General features: G+C 39.3%; 12 protein-coding genes and 1 pseudogene. 7 read left to right on the top strand and 6 right to left on the bottom strand.

Annotated features, from left to right (window positions below; translation table 11 throughout):
- The first annotated feature begins 64 nt into the window (after positions 1-64).
- From AC0L7Q_RS17745 to AC0L7Q_RS17735, 3 genes are read left to right on the top strand one after another with little or no spacing between them, the layout of a single operon-like run.
- Entirely contained in the window at positions 65-1,312 is a 1,248-nt protein-coding gene (locus AC0L7Q_RS17745; RefSeq protein WP_413403423.1) for an exonuclease SbcCD subunit D, read from the top strand.
- The gene (locus tag AC0L7Q_RS17740; protein WP_413403421.1) at positions 1,309-4,959 is read left to right on the top strand and encodes an SbcC/MukB-like Walker B domain-containing protein; all 3,651 of its coding nucleotides are present in this window, start codon (positions 1,309-1,311) and stop codon (positions 4,957-4,959) included. Before AC0L7Q_RS17745 ends, AC0L7Q_RS17740 begins: the two co-directional genes overlap by 4 nt.
- Before the next feature lie 9 nt (positions 4,960-4,968).
- Positions 4,969-5,625: a class I SAM-dependent methyltransferase gene (locus tag AC0L7Q_RS17735; RefSeq protein WP_409426052.1), complete on the top strand. Its 657-nt coding sequence runs from the start codon at positions 4,969-4,971 to the stop codon at positions 5,623-5,625.
- Between the two features lie 99 nt (positions 5,626-5,724).
- On the opposite strand, the gene AC0L7Q_RS17730 is transcribed toward AC0L7Q_RS17735, so the two are convergent.
- From AC0L7Q_RS17730 to AC0L7Q_RS17720, 3 genes are all read right to left on the bottom strand, one after another.
- Positions 5,725-5,934, bottom strand: a complete 210-nt coding sequence (locus AC0L7Q_RS17730; protein WP_008110773.1) for a cold-shock protein — start codon at positions 5,932-5,934, stop codon at positions 5,725-5,727.
- Positions 5,935-6,524: 590 nt separating this feature from the next.
- Complete coding sequence (locus AC0L7Q_RS17725; protein WP_409426051.1) at positions 6,525-7,055, bottom strand: DUF6942 family protein; 531 nt, start codon at positions 7,053-7,055, stop codon at positions 6,525-6,527.
- Between the two features lies 1 nt (position 7,056).
- Positions 7,057-7,512: a YaiI/YqxD family protein gene (locus AC0L7Q_RS17720; RefSeq protein ID WP_409426050.1), complete on the bottom strand. Its 456-nt coding sequence runs from the start codon at positions 7,510-7,512 to the stop codon at positions 7,057-7,059.
- A 67-nt stretch (positions 7,513-7,579) separates the two neighbouring features.
- Here AC0L7Q_RS17720 and AC0L7Q_RS17715 point away from each other — a divergent pair, with 67 nt between their 5' ends.
- A complete protein-coding gene (locus tag AC0L7Q_RS17715; RefSeq protein ID WP_409426049.1) occupies positions 7,580-8,113 on the top strand; it encodes a lipocalin family protein in 534 nt (177 codons plus the stop codon).
- 219 nt (positions 8,114-8,332) lie between these two features.
- On the opposite strand, the gene AC0L7Q_RS17710 is transcribed toward AC0L7Q_RS17715, so the two are convergent.
- From AC0L7Q_RS17710 to AC0L7Q_RS17700, 3 genes and pseudogenes are all read right to left on the bottom strand, one after another.
- Positions 8,333-8,674 carry a DUF3325 domain-containing protein gene (locus tag AC0L7Q_RS17710; RefSeq protein WP_409426048.1) on the bottom strand — a complete coding sequence of 114 codons (342 nt, stop codon included), beginning with the start codon at positions 8,672-8,674 and terminating at the stop codon, positions 8,333-8,335.
- Positions 8,671-10,259: pseudogene (locus AC0L7Q_RS17705) on the bottom strand (PepSY-associated TM helix domain-containing protein). The gene AC0L7Q_RS17710 and the pseudogene AC0L7Q_RS17705 overlap by 4 nt, the downstream one beginning before the upstream one ends.
- The gene (locus AC0L7Q_RS17700; RefSeq protein WP_409426047.1) at positions 10,256-10,600 is read right to left on the bottom strand and encodes a hypothetical protein; all 345 of its coding nucleotides are present in this window, start codon (positions 10,598-10,600) and stop codon (positions 10,256-10,258) included. Before AC0L7Q_RS17700 ends, AC0L7Q_RS17705 begins: the two are co-directional and overlap by 4 nt.
- A gap of 1,011 nt (positions 10,601-11,611) precedes the next feature.
- Between AC0L7Q_RS17700 and AC0L7Q_RS17695 the strand changes: the two genes are divergently transcribed.
- The 3 genes from AC0L7Q_RS17695 (at position 11,612) to AC0L7Q_RS17685 (ending at position 16,138) form a co-directional block, all read left to right on the top strand.
- Positions 11,612-12,121, top strand: coding sequence for a hypothetical protein (locus tag AC0L7Q_RS17695; protein ID WP_248526949.1), 510 nt, complete (start codon positions 11,612-11,614; stop codon positions 12,119-12,121).
- Positions 12,122-12,253: 132 nt separating this feature from the next.
- On the top strand, positions 12,254-13,021 hold the full coding sequence (locus tag AC0L7Q_RS17690; RefSeq protein ID WP_409426046.1) for a fimbrial biogenesis chaperone: 768 nt from the start codon (positions 12,254-12,256) through the stop codon (positions 13,019-13,021).
- A gap of 3 nt (positions 13,022-13,024) precedes the next feature.
- On the top strand, positions 13,025-16,138 hold the full coding sequence (locus AC0L7Q_RS17685; RefSeq protein WP_409426045.1) for an SdrD B-like domain-containing protein: 3,114 nt from the start codon (positions 13,025-13,027) through the stop codon (positions 16,136-16,138).
- Positions 16,139-16,190: the final 52 nt, after the last annotated feature.

Raw genomic sequence — 16,190 nt, 5'->3', positions numbered from 1 at the left:
CGATACTTGCATCTTTAATTGCCTTGGGTATATTGGCGCTCTTATGGTTTTTTAAGAGCGCAAAATGAAAGTTCTTCACACTTCAGACTGGCACTTAGGTCAGCAATTTTATGAACATGATCGCCGTCATGAACACCATGCTTTTTTCTCTTGGTTATTAACCACCCTCGTTAGCCAACAAATCGATTTATTGCTTGTTGCGGGCGATATTTATCACACTGCCACGCCCAGTGCTAGTGCCGAAAACCAACTCTATCAATTTATAAAGAATGCCAAAGCACAGTGCCCACAATTACATGTGGTCATAATTGCCGGCAATCATGACTCCGCTAATCGTATTTTGGCCGCACAGCCCTTATTAGCTCAGTTTGATACCCATGTTGTAGGCAGGTTTGATCCAGCCAACCCCAATGACGTGGTAATAACATTTAATAATAACGACAAACACGCTGTAATAGTCGCTATGCCGTTTTTACGAACCAGCGATATAAGTACGCTTAGCCAGAGCGAGGACGGCCCTAGTTACGCACAAGGCGTTGCCAAAGCTTACCAACTGGCACTTGAACATGCGTTAACGCTTACCGATGAAAGTACGCCTTTAATTGTTATGGGTCACTTGCATGCCAAAGGTGGAAATATTTCTGGTGATTCTGAGCGTAACTTAGTCATTGGCGGTGAAGAAGCCATTTCGGCGTCGGTATTTGGTAAACATGCCAATTACATAGCGCTAGGGCATTTACACAAAGCGCAGGTAGTGGCTAAAAATGAGCGTATTCGCTACAGCGGCACGCCTATTCCCATGTCGTTTTCAGAAAGGAAATATACCCATCAAGTCAATGTGGTTGAGTTTAACGTACAAAAAGACCAACCGCTAAGCACCACTGTAAACCCCCTTTACATTCCTAGGCTCGCTGAAGTAATTGTATTACCCGAGGGGGAGTGCGTCCCTTTAGCCCAGCTATGCGAGCAAATAAAAGCACTCGATACACAACAATACGAAATAGCGCCATACTTACGAGTAAAGCTAAAATCCAGTGATATCGATACCACTTTTCGTGAGCAAATTGAGCAAGCACTAAAAGGCAAACAGGTTAACTTTTGCGGTATAGAACGGGTACGCGATCAGCAAGTGAGTAATTCCTCAGAAACGGTATTTGAAGATTTAAGTTTTGTAGAAATGCTCAACCCAATTAATTTACTCGAACAAGCCTTTAATAACGACAAAGATATGGCCGGAGAAACCGTTCCCAGTGAATTAAAAGTGCTATTAACCGACGTTATTGATGAACTTGAACAGGAGCAGCTACTATGAAAATAACCGCCGTGCGTATTCATAACTTAGCCTCCATTGCTGATGCCGAAATCGACTTTTTAGCTTCACCACTCAAAGACGCAGGTTTATTTGCTATTACAGGTGACACTGGCGCAGGAAAAAGCACCGTACTTGATGCCATTTGTTTAGCGCTTTATACGAAAACTGCTCGTTTGAAAGGCGACAAAGGTAACCTAATTGATTTTAACGGCGACAACATAAAGCTTAACGATGCCCGCAATTTATTGCGCCGTGGGAAATGGGAAGGCTATGCGGAAGTGGACTTTAGCGGGCAAGATCAGCAACTTTATAGAGCACGCTACAGCATTCAACGCACGCATAAAAAAGTAACCGGCAAACTAAAAGTGGCAGAGCATACTTTACATAGCTTACCGGATGAAACCTTAATCGCAGACAAAAGCACCACCATCAAAGCCATCGAAAATAAAATAGGCCTCACTTTTGAGCAATTTTCCCGTGCAGTGTTACTAGCACAGCATGAGTTTGCCGCCTTTTTAAAAGCCACTGGCGATGAACGCGCACAACTTTTAGAATGCCTTACCGGCACCGATAAATTTAGTCGAATAGGCCAGCGTATATTTGAGCGTAATAAAGCAGTAAAAGATAAACTTGAATTACTAACAGCCAGCTTAGCCAGTTATGCATTATTGTCTGATGAAGAGCTAAGTGAGAAAAAACACACTCTTGATGAACTTAAAAAACAAACTGAACACACAAAAACAACGTTGGCCAGCACAGAGCAAGGTGTTAACTGGTACAAGCAAGCACACAGTTTAGAGCAAGCATTAACAGCGGCTCAACAAAACGAGCAACAAGCAAGTGATGCACTTGATGCGGTTAAAGCACAAACTGAGCAAGCAAAACAAGCACAAAGTGCGCTTGAAATTAAAGATAATCGCCAGCGCTTTAAAAGCTTAACGGTGCAAAACAGCCAGTTAAATTCACAAATTAAAGAATTAAACGCGCTGGATCATGCCGCGCTTATTAATGAGCAAGCAAGTAAGGTTAAAAAACAACAAAGCGAATTAGCAACAGCAAAACAACATCAACAAACGGCTGAGCCACTGATTGCAAAAGCACGTGAGCTCGACAGTCAATTAGCTATTTTTACGCAAAGCATTACAAGCCTGACACAACAAAAAACTAAAGAGCAACAGCAATTAAACGAGTTACAACAGCAGCTACAACAAAATAATTTCAGCGTGGAGCAGGCAACAACACAAAGCATTCACCATAAGCAATGGTTACAAGAAAACAATCAACTTAAGCCATTGACCACTGATTGGAACTATTTTAATCACAGCATTAAGCAGTTTTTTAATACCACAACGCAATTAAAAACACTCGAGCAACAAAAGCAAACCATTACTTTGCAGCTAAGCACTCTCGCTACCAAGCTCAACGAGCAAAATAAACAGTTAGAACATGCAGAGCACACACTAAGCACTGAACAACAAAATCTAAATAAACTCACCCAGCAGCAAGAGCAATTTAATATTGAGCAGTGCGATAATCAGCTTAAAAACATCGATTATTTAAAAGAGCAGCGAGCGCGTTATAAGCAATTTAATCAAGAACTAAAGCACACAGTGCAGCAACAAAGTACTACAGCAGAAAAGCTAACTCAGAGTGAGCAAACTAACACCACATTGCTTGCGCAATTAAGCAGTAAAGAGCAAGCACTTAAACACGCCGAGCAATCGCTTAATCAAGCACGGCTGCGCGCGAGTGAACATGTTGAACACTTACGCGCACAACTACAGCCTAATGAGGCTTGTGCGGTTTGTGGAGCCACTGAGCATCCGTTTGCAAATAATCAAAGCCAACCTTTTAATAACTTAATAACCGACTTTGAAAATACCTACACTGGCGCTAAACAGCAGCACTTAGATGCACAAACCCAGCTACATCAACATCAAACACAGCATGCTGTTTTAGTCGCAGAGCATAAGCAGCAGAGCCAAGCGATTGCTGATACCCAAGCCAAAATGTTAGACATTAAAAATACCATGCAAGCGGCTAAAACAGATCTTAATGACTTAAGCGTTGATCAGCTTGATGCCACCCATAAACAATTAAACGGGCAAAAAGCGCAGTACTTTGCAGCACAAAAACAACAAAACCAGTTGCAAGAAACGGTTAACCAACTGCAAAACACGGTTAAGAAAGAGCAGACTGCGCAGCAACAATTAAATACCCAGCATATTGAACTGAACAATCAGCTCACCATGCTTAATAATAAGCACCAGGAATTGCACAGCCAACGCGAAGCACTTATAAGTGAGCTAAATTCTCACTTTGAAAACAGTCAATTTTGGCAAACGTTGCAAACCGGCGCGTTAACACTAAGCGAGTTAGATGAGCAAGTAGAGCAGTATCAATATCAGCAACTACAACTTGAGCAAACTCAAAAGCAGTTAGACAACGCCAATTTACAGCTGCAGCAGCTAACCCCGCTTATGACCAAAGCTGAGCAGCAAATTAGCAAGCTCAACGACGATTTAACTCAGGCACAGCAGCAGCACAACAGTACTCAGCAACAGCGCTTAGCGTTATTTGATAACCAAACGATCAGCGCTGATGACTACCAGACTCAGCTCAATAGGCAAGTAGAGCAGTGTCAGGGTGAATTAAATCAAAGTCAACGGGCACACGATAGCGCCATAAAACAGCGCGATGAGCAGGCTATTACACTTAAAAACCTTGAGCAGCGCTTAGCCGATAACAGCCAGGAGCTAACCACACTTGAAACACGCTATAATGCTTGGTTTGAAGAATTTAGCGCGCTTTATGCTGATATTAGCCATCAGCAAATCGAGGTGCTACTGGCCATAAGTAATGACGATATTAAAGAGCAGCTAAAACATAGCGAGCAGTTATCCCAAGCATTAGTTGATGCCCGAGCCGCGCTAAAACAACAGCAAAAAGCCAATGAGGAGCATCAGCAAAATAATAAGCCAGCACACAGCGAAGCACAGTTAATTGAACAACAAACTGAATTAACTGCGCAGCAAACACAATTACAAAATAACTTACTTACGATTAATACCGCCATCGAGCAGCACAACCAAAATGCAAAAGCCCTTGAGGGCAAGCAGGCTGAGCTAAGCAAACTTAAACAACAAGTAGAACAATGGCATTTACTTAATAAAGTGCTCGGTGATGCAACCGGCAAAACAATGCGTAATTTAGCGCAAACACAAACACTAAAAATATTGCTACATTATGCTAATAGCCATTTAAAAACGCTAAATAAGCGTTACGAACTCACAGAAATAGCTGATTCACTTGATATAGCGATTATTGACCGCGATATGGCCGATGAACAGCGTTCGGTAAATACACTCTCTGGGGGAGAGTCGTTTTTAGTGTCGTTGGCACTTGCATTAGGGCTGGCCTCTTTATCCTCAAACAAAGTACAAATCAACTCGTTATTTGTTGACGAAGGCTTTGGTACACTAGATAGTGAAACACTTAGCATTGCAATGGACGCGCTAGATTCACTGCAAGCACAAGGTAGAAAGGTCGGTGTGATTTCACATGTAAGTGAAATGAGCGAACGCGTTGCAACGCAAATTCATGTCGCTAAAAAACCGGGTGGATACTCCACCATAAACGTAATTTAAGGAAATAGTATGCCCACTTTTACAGGCGAAGAAGCACACGAATATGATAACCGTATTACCCGTTTAGTCCCAGGTTACGAGCTATTACATCAACTTACCAACGCACAGCTAAGCGCAACGTTAACTGATAACGCCCATATTTTAGTGGTAGGCGCGGGTACAGGTAAAGAAATCGCAGCATTGGCGAATATTAATTCTACTTGGCAGTTTACCGCTCAAGATACCTCGGCCGACATGCTAGCCATTGCTAAGCAACGTTTTGTAGATCAAGGTATTGACTCACAAGTCAGCATTGAGTGCCAACCGCTAGATAAATTAAAGGTTAAAGCCGACGCGGTATTATGTTTATTAGTGATGCATTTTGTTGAAGATAACGGCGATAAAAAGCAGTTATTAAAGGGGATTAAAAACAATCTTAAAAAATCCGCACCGGTATTTATTGCTGATTTAATGCGCCCAGAAACCCCATTTGAAAGAGAAGCGCAACTTAATACGTGCCAAGAGCTTGGGCTTAGCGATGCAGGCAAAACGCAAATGGCACATAACTTAGAGCGTGAGTTTTACCCGCTTGATCGCATGCGCTTTAGTGAGTTACTTAATGAATGTGGCTTTGGCATTCCAAAACTGTACTTTAAAGCACTTGGCTTTAGTGGCTACGTGGTATAAATTTTTTGCAAAAAAAAGCTAATATCGCATTGATATTAGCTTTATCGCTTAACGTTAGTTTAGCGTGGTGAGTGCGCTATAAAGCCCACTCCCTTTAAATTAGATGCAAACAATGTTTTCAGCTTGCGGGCCTTTTTGGCCTTGAGTTACGCTGAACTGTACTTTTTGGCCTTCAGCTAAAGTTTTGAAACCGTCGCCTGAAATTGCGCTGAAATGTGCGAAAACGTCTGGGCCAGACTCTTGCTCAATAAAACCAAAACCTTTAGCTTCGTTGAAAAATTTTACAGTACCAGTAGTTGTATTAGACATAATAATATCCTAAAAAAATAAATAAAAAATTGCCTTAAAATAGGCGTTTAACAGGAAGAAAACAAACATTTAACTTGAGGATATCGCGAAGGATTATTACTAATAACAACGTGGTACTTACAAATAAACTGGGCTTTCTGTCAACCCGATGGCAAGCAGGATAACAGCAATACAGTTTATAACAAGCTTTATTTATACTTTATTTTTATATACAACTGCAAAACCCCTCACAATAGGGTTTGCAGCGTCATCGACTTAACTTTTTAAACTTCGTATTAAGAAATAACCTGTCAAAGTGCACATTACACGCTCTTACAATACCTTTAATCATAATAATTGAGGTTAAACGTTGGCACTTGGAGGTACTGATAGCTTGTCTATCAGTATTGAGTGTAGTTCATTTAGTGGGCTGTGCGTTGGTGTATTGGTTAATAGGGATAAGCGGCAAAAAAATCCTCAGTAACAATCCTGCATTGTCGCTTAAATTTGGCCGTGCCTCGGCATGTGTGCTGTTTATTTTAGGCTCACCAATGCTATTTGATAGCGCACAAAAACTAACTCACATTGTGTAAAGCAAAAGAGAACGTGGCTTATGTTAACTGAGCCACTAACTCACTCAAACGGGCAATTTTAATATTACTCAACTGCCTATAATCAAAATAGGGGCACACAATAATATTCTGGCTTTTGTCTATAGCAAACTCATCATCAAGCCAATCAAGTTGGGTGTTTAATTTACCTTGTTGTATCAAGTTTTTAGCGTGAGTTCTTCCCGCAATAATGTGCAACTGGTTTTTGTGCTCAGTGAGCACCGGCACACTAAAAAGTAATGCAGTCTCGCTATGCTGCTGTAACAACAGCTCATCTCGATATGCTTGCCAGCTCACTGCTTGTTTAGCAAATGAGTAATACTCGCTTGGCAACGCAAATAACACTTTGGCGTATACATTAAAGACTTTTCGCCAGCCATTGCCACAGTGCTGATTTATACTGTTTATTTGCCCACTAACCACAGGCTCTAACTGCTCTAGTGTTTCAAAGTAGGGCATAGGGGGCGCTTTTGCGATATACACAGCAACTCTAAATGAATTATCACCTAACCCTATTAACTGGCTGTTCACCTTAACTACTCTTATTTTGCGCTAAAATACGGTCAAGATTATTAGCAAAGTTTTGTCTGTCACTTTGGCTTAACGGAGGCGGCCCGCCACTCATTTCTACACCGCTTGAGCGCATAGTATCCATAAAGTCGCGTACATTTAGTAAGGATCGAATGTTTTCAGTGGTGTAAAGCTCACCGCGCGGATTAAGCGCTTGGCCGCCGTTATCAATCACTTCGCTAGCTAGCGGAATATCTCCAGTGATCACTAAATCACCCTTTTCAACTCGTTTAACTATTTCATCATCAGCCACATCAAAGCCTGATGACACTTGTAGTCGACTAATAAATTTTGATGGTGGAATGCGCATGGCATGATTTGCAACCAGTATTGTTTCTGTTTGCGTACGCTCTGCAGCTCTAAATAAAATTTCTTTTATTACTACCGGACAAGCGTCAGCATCAACCCAAATTTTCATGCTAAGTTCTTTAAATTGCTTTAGTATTAAAGCGATCCTATAGCAATTTCTAAAAAAAGGAAACAACATGAAACTCGCTTTTAAAGCTGCGTTATTTATTACCATCGTATTTATACTCAGTGCCTGTACCAGCGCCCCTGAAGGAATAAGTCCGGTTAAAAACTTTGATTTAGAAAAGTACCAAGGCAAGTGGTATGAAATAGCTCGATTAGACCACTCCTTTGAACAAGGAATGGAACAAGTAACAGCCACCTACTCAATTAACGATGATGGAACGGTAAAGGTATTAAACAAAGGATTTATTAGTAAAGATCAGCAGTGGGACGAAGCCGAAGGCTTAGCTAAATTTGTAGAAAACACCGATACAGGGCATTTTAAAGTGTCATTTTTTGGGCCGTTTTATGGTGCCTATATTATTTTTGAGCTCGACCAACCTGATTATCAATATGCCTTTATTACCAGTTATAGCAAAGATTACTTATGGTTTTTATCACGCACACCAACAGTAAGCAAAAAGCTTAAGCAGCACTTTTTAAGCCAAGTAAAGGCGCTTGGTTTTGCAACTGACGAAATTATTTGGGTAAATCAAAAAGCGCTGTAAAGGGAGTTTACATCAGAGAATGATAAATAACCTAAGCTGTAATAAAACGATCACCTTACTGTAAGGTAAGTTAAATAAAGCAAGGCTATATTAGCCGCATCTGCAAAGAGACAGGCAGGTGAAGACATAATGACAATCCCCCTTTTTAATTGGCAAGCCTTATGGCTTGCCATTTTTTACCTCAATTTTAGCTATTGTTTGAGATCAGGTTTTTACTAACTAAAGCCCGTTTAAACCAAAAAATAACGTACTCATGGCCAATATTACTAATATGAGTAAATTAAAAAGTTTAGTTAACTTCACCAAAAAGCTATAAAAAGTCATTACAATTAAAGCACTTAACGTCATATAGCCACAAAACTGCAAACCACCATAACCTTGTAATTCGTTAACACATAACAGCAAACTTAGTAAAATACTGATCCAAGCAACACTCAATAAAACCAAACGCTGCTGTTGAGTAGGGCGCTTATTGAAAACATCCTTAAAATGATTAAACTTAGCCAGCGCAAAGCAGTTAAAAGCCAGCAAACATAAACTAAAAGGAAGCAAGGCAATCATACTTTTTGCTCCTGAGTATTTATTGGAGTTGGTTTTTTAGCTTGCAGAGCAGTACGTAATTTTTCGGTTTGTAACAAAAACAGCAAACCAAACGCTAGAAAAAAACTGTCAAACATAAATAATGCCCACTGATCGTTACGCAAATAACTGATTATATTACCTTCAGTGGTGAGCGCATTAACCAATGGCACACTAAAGCAAGCAATGCTGTTTATGGCAGCCAACACACACCACTGCAACTTGTCACGCTTTACAAAGGCAATGATGAACACACATAGCCAAGTTAAAAAGAAAGCGAGTATTTCTTTATCCGAGCGCTCAGCAACTTGTTTGCCAAGTAAACGATTAGCCAAAAAGAAAGCCGATGTAGCCAAGGGTAGTCCCATCAATGTTCCTAGATTTAACCCTTCAACGAGCTTTAGCCCCCAAGATGGTTGAGTATTTTTTTCATTCTTTCGCGTAAGCGCTTAGCCCACATTATGCAGCCTGTCGCTATCATTATGCAGCCGGCAATGCCGCCTAAAAAATATAAAACACGTAATAATGGCTCTGCTAAACGCCCAGTATGCATTGAATTTAAAGACTCATATAGCGCCTTACTGCCAGTGAGTTCATCATCAGTTTGAGCAACAAGTTCACCACTCGCTCCGCTAAAAATTAAACGGGGTGATTGATCCCTTAATGTTTTTCCAGGGCTCACCAAAACCATAATAGTTGCAGCGGCTTTATTCGGCTTATTAATAATTACCCGAGTTATATCAGCCTCTGGCCACTTAGTATAAACTTGATCTAAAACTGTATTGATAGGCACTAGCGGTGCATTACCTGGCAATGATTCTGTTACAGGACTACTTGGCGAAACATCATTGAAAAAACCACGTATTCCATTTTCATAAACGGTTTGCGCGGGGTAGGGAAATATCATAAATATCAGAGTAATAATGCCGGTATAGGTAATCATTAAATGAAACGGTAAGGCAAATACAGAACTTAAATTATGTACATCTAACCAGCTACGACTGCCTTTATTAGCTCTAAAAACAAACATATCTTTAAAAATGCGTTTGTGAATTACTATCCCTGATATCAACGCAATAAGCATAAATAAACTAGCAAAACAGACAATCCAACGCGCTGTTTTTACATCGATATAATGCAAATCAAAATGCAGGCGATAAAAGAAATTTCCCCCTCGGGTATCTACAAAGGGTGCTAGAGGCTGCATGGTATTTGGATCTATACGGGTGTTTTCAAAAGACGCTCTGCGCTGCCCTGGCTCTTTTGGCTTAGCATAGCCATACGTTAAATAGGGTACACGCTCTTCTGGGAGTGTTATACGCCAGTTAGGCGCATTAGGTGCTTGCGAATTTAAATACTCAACGCCGCTTATTATTTGTTGCTTTTGCGCGCCAATACGGTCTGTCTGCTGCTCAATATTATGAATACTTGGCTGATTCCATAAACTAACTTCATCTCTAAAAAAGCTGATAGTGCCTGCAAAAAATATTAAATACAGTAACCAACACACGAGTAAACCTACCCATGTATGTAACCAGGTCATTGAGCGAAAAAAACTTCCTTTCATAACCATCCCTTCATTAGCGACAACAGCACAAATTGCGCTACTATACTTAGTAAAATACTGATCCAAACTATTTTTAACGACCGAAGATAGAAACTATAAATGAACACGAGGGCGTAAATTAAAATGCTCGAAGAGACACTTAGTAAAACCGCGTCAACTTTAGAGACCGGCACCACAACACTTAATAAAGACACGCTGACGGCTGTAAAAAAATATCCACCAACAATGGCAATGAAAAAACGCGATAAAACCGCTAATTCATAGCTAAAGCGCTGCATAAACTGCCATAACATAGAAAATACGGGTTTAGGAAAGTCTAAAAGACGGTTGGAGGCCTGCATCAACTGCAAATTCCTTTTAAACATAGCTAAAAAAAGATGGCGATATTATAGCGCCAACAAATACAAAAGATAGTAATTCTTATTTGTATTTGAATGAAATACTAGACACTCCAATTTAGTTAGTTAAATACTGATCTATATTAAAATTAACAACCAGTAATAAAACAACACGTTTAAGGAAAGGGCTTCCTTGATGCGTTGTTGTTATCGACGAAATACATATAGCCGCAGTAAACATCCGTCAGTATATGAAATTAAAAATTAGCTAAAAGCGCTTTCTTTAATGAGTTTTTACACAGCCCAAACAAAAGTTTTGATACAAGTAGTTAATAATTAAAGACCTTTTAAACATTAAGTATTCTTCAAGTAATCTAGGATCAGTATTTTACTAACAAGGTATAAAATATCGCCTATATAAACCGATTTTTTACTAACTGATTACCTGAGAGAGCTAAAAATGAACCAAAACGCTGAAAAAACGTGCGTAAAAAATTAAGTTTTATACTTTTAAAGCGGTAAGTTAGTAAAAATCTGATCTTAAATATATGAGTTTAGATTGTAATGACTTTATTCATGGACACGACAATGAGTAATTCATGCTCAATTAGTGAGCGTTTCGCATACTTGTTGCTGCGGATTCTTTTACCGTTTAAGCATAGAGCTTAAGGAAAAAAGCAGTTAGTACTGCCTTACATAATAGTTCTAGGAAATAAATAATGATTGATAACATCATTATAGGCTCAGCATCAGTTGAGCTACTCTGGCTAAACCTAAAACTAAGTCCCACAAGCGTTAAAATAAAATTAGCATCTGTGTTATTTTTCTCGTTGCATTTTCCTGATTAAAATTAATGATTTTGTATCATAAACACCCCAAAAACAGTAACAACGTTAACAAAAAATTCCCTTTTGATAACAACTGTGTTTAAATCCGAAACAATGGATTGAGATAACTCTCTAAACTAACTTGCACGGAAGTAAAAAAATAATAATTTTTAAAAATGGAAAAACTATGAATAAAAAAATCTTTGCTGCTTCCGCTTTACTAGCAATCTCATCAACTTCTTTACTTGCATCTAACCAAACATTTCAAGCAAGTGTAAATGGTTGGACTGAGCCTACTTTTGCAGAGGATAGCGCACTTCACTTTGGTAAAATTCGTTTATCTACAAGCTCAACCTGTACGATGGATAATGCAGGCGTTGTATCGGGTGACTGTGATGCGTCAGATGCAAACATTCAATTAGGTGGAATTACTGTATCTGGTTTAGCGCCAAATTCAGCAATGAATATTACTGTATCTGGAAGCACAGGCACTAACTTAACTTTTGCTCCAGTAACAACGGCTACAGATGGCACAACCAGTGTAACAACTGCTGACAATGTTGCGTCTGCTTTCACTACTGATGCAAGTGCAACAGATATTACTGTTAATGTATATGGTGATATGACGGTTGATTCTACACTAACAGCGGGCGCTGCTTACACTGTAGATTACACTGTAGATGTGTCTTTCCAATAAGACTATGAAAGCTGAGGCAATAGTAACTTACTAAGTTAGCCTCAGTTTATTTTTTTGCGCAATTGCGCATTAAAAATAAAATGTGTGGAGCATCGCGCTCCACTTTTTATTATCATGTTGTTGAGTTGTCCCATGATGCTTAAACTTTTTTGTTGGGCTGCCCTTTGCCTAACTCTTTTACTACCTGAAATTTGTAATGCCAACCTTGCGCTGTCTGAATACCGTTTATACTTTGATGGACGTACTAAAAATAATTCACTACTTATCCGCAATACCTCTAATAAAAATCTCGATTTTAAACTAGTTGTTACACATAAAGATATGACCGAAGAAGGGGCGCTTATAGACGTTACTCCGCAACAAGTTGAAGGGCGCTCTGCCAAAAACATGCTACGGTTTTCACCACGTCGCGGCACTATTGCACCCAAAGGAATGCAAGCTATCAGAATGACCGTTCGCAAAAAATCCGAGCTTGCTGTTGGCGAATACAGAGCGGTGCTTAAAATTATAGCCTCTGAGTCACAAGACCCCGACATTGAAGGAATAAGCATTAGACCTAAGGTTGCTTACAGCGTGCCTGTTATTGTTCGTCATGGTCAATTAGAAGCTGATTCAGAATTAATAAACCCACAATTAATAACCCAAAATGGACGTCCGACTCTGACATTTTGGCAAACACTCACAGGAAATCGCTCTGTGTATGGAAATTTTGAATTAGTTGATGAAAATAATTCAATGGTTGGTGAAATAACCAATGTGGCCGTTTATACCCCTTTATCACGTCGCAAGGTATACATCACTTTACAAGCCCCAGTAACTGGGCCTTTGACACTCAACTACAAAGAAAACGAACTTTATGGCGGTAAAATAGAGTTAGCGATCCCCATTAATATCAAATAAAAAATGCTACTCATTAATGCCTTATACTACGGTATAACGGCTCGCTTGTTACTTTGTACATTACTGTTAATTGCACCCAAAACAATCATCGCAAAGCAGTTACCGACTCTTTATCAATGGCCTATTGATGAGGAGTCTTTTGTGATTATAAATGTCAGGGTAAATGGGCGCTCAGTTGTCTCTGATTTAGAAGCTTACTATTCAAAATCAAATAAATTGCTATTGCCCATAAGCGCCCTGAAATCGACTATGGGAATTAGCTTAAATGTGTCACAAAATACACTGGCTGCTAAAGTTGACGCAAGTGAGTTGGTTCTCAATGCTGAGCTTTCCTCAACTTTAGCCCCCTCAGAAAATGTTTCATTGTGGGCTGTCGATGACTACGACCACTATGTTGATTTATCCGTCATAAATACACTTTTAAATACCGACTCGCGCTTTGATTACTCACTAATGCAGGTTTCATTTTCTAGTAACTTGCTTACTTATAATAACAACCAAGTAACGAGTGGTATTACAAAAAAAATTAAGTCCAAAGCACTGCAATACGACCACTTTATAGACGACCAATACCAAACGCTAACCTATCCCGTGTCTGAATATTCGCTATCAGCAAACTATAAATCGTCTAATAATCGTTATAAGGGGCTACTCAGGCTTAATAGCTACTTTGACTTATTTCATCATCGAGCTGAACTACGATTCAACAAAAACGAAAACACCGCTAATACCTTTTTAAAAATAACTAAAGACTTTAACTTAAGTGAACAAGATCACTCACTGGCACGCATTCACTATCAATTGGGAGATATTCAATCGCAGTCAGATCAGCTTATTATTAGCTCAAACCAAGGCCGGGGATTTTATATTTCAAATGCTAACCCGCATTCGGCACAAAATTTTTCAACTATCACCATTGAAGAACCGGCACTACCGGGCTGGCAAGCAGAGCTGCATCGAAATGGCCAGTTTATTGCCACTGCTCAAGCTAACGACGAAAATTTGGTTCGATTTACCGATGTTGAAACTTTTTACGGCAACAATATCTTTGAAATTAAACTTTTTGGCTCACAGGGCGAGCAAGTTACACGTACTCAAAAGTATACAATAGGGCAAGACGCACTATCGCCCGGAAAAATAAGCTATCAGGTGGAGTTTTTAGAGACAGATAAAAGCGTTTTTAATCAATCAAGTAACTCCTCAACGGCGATGAGTAATGCCTTTAAAAGTAATCTCTCTTATGGCATTAGTGAGTTTATTACATATGACGCTCAAATAACTCATTTGCAAACTGAAAAAAATAACAGCAGCTACCTATCATCTGGGCTAAACACACTTACAGATCACGGCAGTTACCGTTTTTTAGCCACAAAACAACTCGATGCTGGCTATGCTTATTTTGCCGGTTTTAGAGGCCTACTTTCTAATAAACTTTATAACGATATCAATGTTAATGTTGAATACAGTGCCCTTAATAACTTTTCTAGCGCTTTATTTGTAGCACAAGAGAACTCACTCAAAAATAGGCTGTCACTGAGCCTCAATGGCCGCACTGATTTTTTTAACTCGCTTAACTGGAATATGAAGTGGAACAATGAAGTACGTAAAAATACTAACGCTAAAAATAGATTCTCATTAGGCATCAATAAAAGTTATGTCGGAGGAACATGGTCAAGCCAACTATTTTATGATGACGATACAAATAACCTAATAAACCGGCTTTATTCTTCAATAGATATTGCCTCTTGGAAATGGACCAACACCTTAGATTGGCAGGCTAATAATGGCGCAGAGCTCACTCGTTTGAGAAGTAGTTTGCGCTGGCCACAAACACAAAGCACTTTTAATCAAACCCAGCTGACTTATCAGTCTAACTCTGCGGCAAGTACACTTTTAAATCATCAATATACATACCGCCATGAGATATTTAATATACAAGTATCAGGGCAAGTTGATAATCAAGGAGATTGGCGCTTATCTTTAGGTTTAAATGGCACATTTAGTTTTGATCATTTAGAAGCAGACTTTAACTTTGACACTCCTCGCTCATTAAATTCCGGGCAAATAGAAGTTAGTTCGTTCATAGATTGGAATGAAAATGAAATCTTTGACCAAGGCGATGAGCCAATTCAAGACGTTAATTTTACTGGTAACTACCTCTGGCGAAATAAATACACCAATAATGACGGAAAGGTCTTGCTACCAAGCAGTTACGGTGGCCAGGTTTTAGATGTTAATTTACGCTCGTTGTCTAATCCTTACTTGCAGCCCTCTTTAGGGAAAATTAAAACATTGGCTCATAGAGGCGGACAAACCAAAGTAAATATTCCTTTAATGGTCTACAATGAGGTTGAGGGAACTATTTATCTATCGAGCAATGAAAAGAGTAAACCTATCGCAGGACTCACGGTTGTACTTAAAGAAAAAGACGGCGAAAAGCATTATTCAACGGTCACTGAATATGATGGTTATTATTATTTTTCTAATGTTTCTCAAGGAAATTATATTCTCGAAATAGAAAAAAATGAGCAGTTATCAGAAAACATAACCATAAAAAACCTTCCTGAGCGGGTCATCACTGAAAAAAGCGGCGATACCATAATACTGCAAGACATCATTGTATACACAAATAACGCTAATACCTTAAATAAGCAACCAATAACAGCAGCTAAAGCAAACCAAAATACGCCTTATTTTGTGCAATTAGGCGTATTCAAAAAGTTTCAATCGGCACTTATTGTGGCAAATAAAGTTGATAAAGCAGCCTATGCTTTGCAGTTATATAAGCATGAAAGCCGTGATAGCTATTACCTCGTTGCAGGCCCATATAACAATGCAGCTAAAGCACAGCAAACCATTAATGATGTTTATTCAATACCGGCGCTTCATGGCAGCTTTATGGTTGATGCAAGGCGATATGCCTCACCACAGTGGCGAAAAATAGGGGAGTGGAACGATATGCAAACCAAAAAAACTGAGACTTATTTTTGCCAGTATGGTGCATATACCTCTGAAAAATCAGTTAAAAAAACTTCTAAAGGAAAATCCATCACTGTTTATAGCAGAACAAGCAATAAAAGGGGCAACTCATTATTTGATGCTGTCAGGGCCACATGATGCAAAGCAAACAGATTGTGATAAGCAAGTGGTTAAACAAATAAAAGGGCTC

It is taken from the genome of Pseudoalteromonas sp. KJ63-1 (assembly GCF_055808145.1).
Note: the sequence above shows the minus strand (reverse complement) of the source record. Positions and strands in the feature narration are given on the sequence as shown.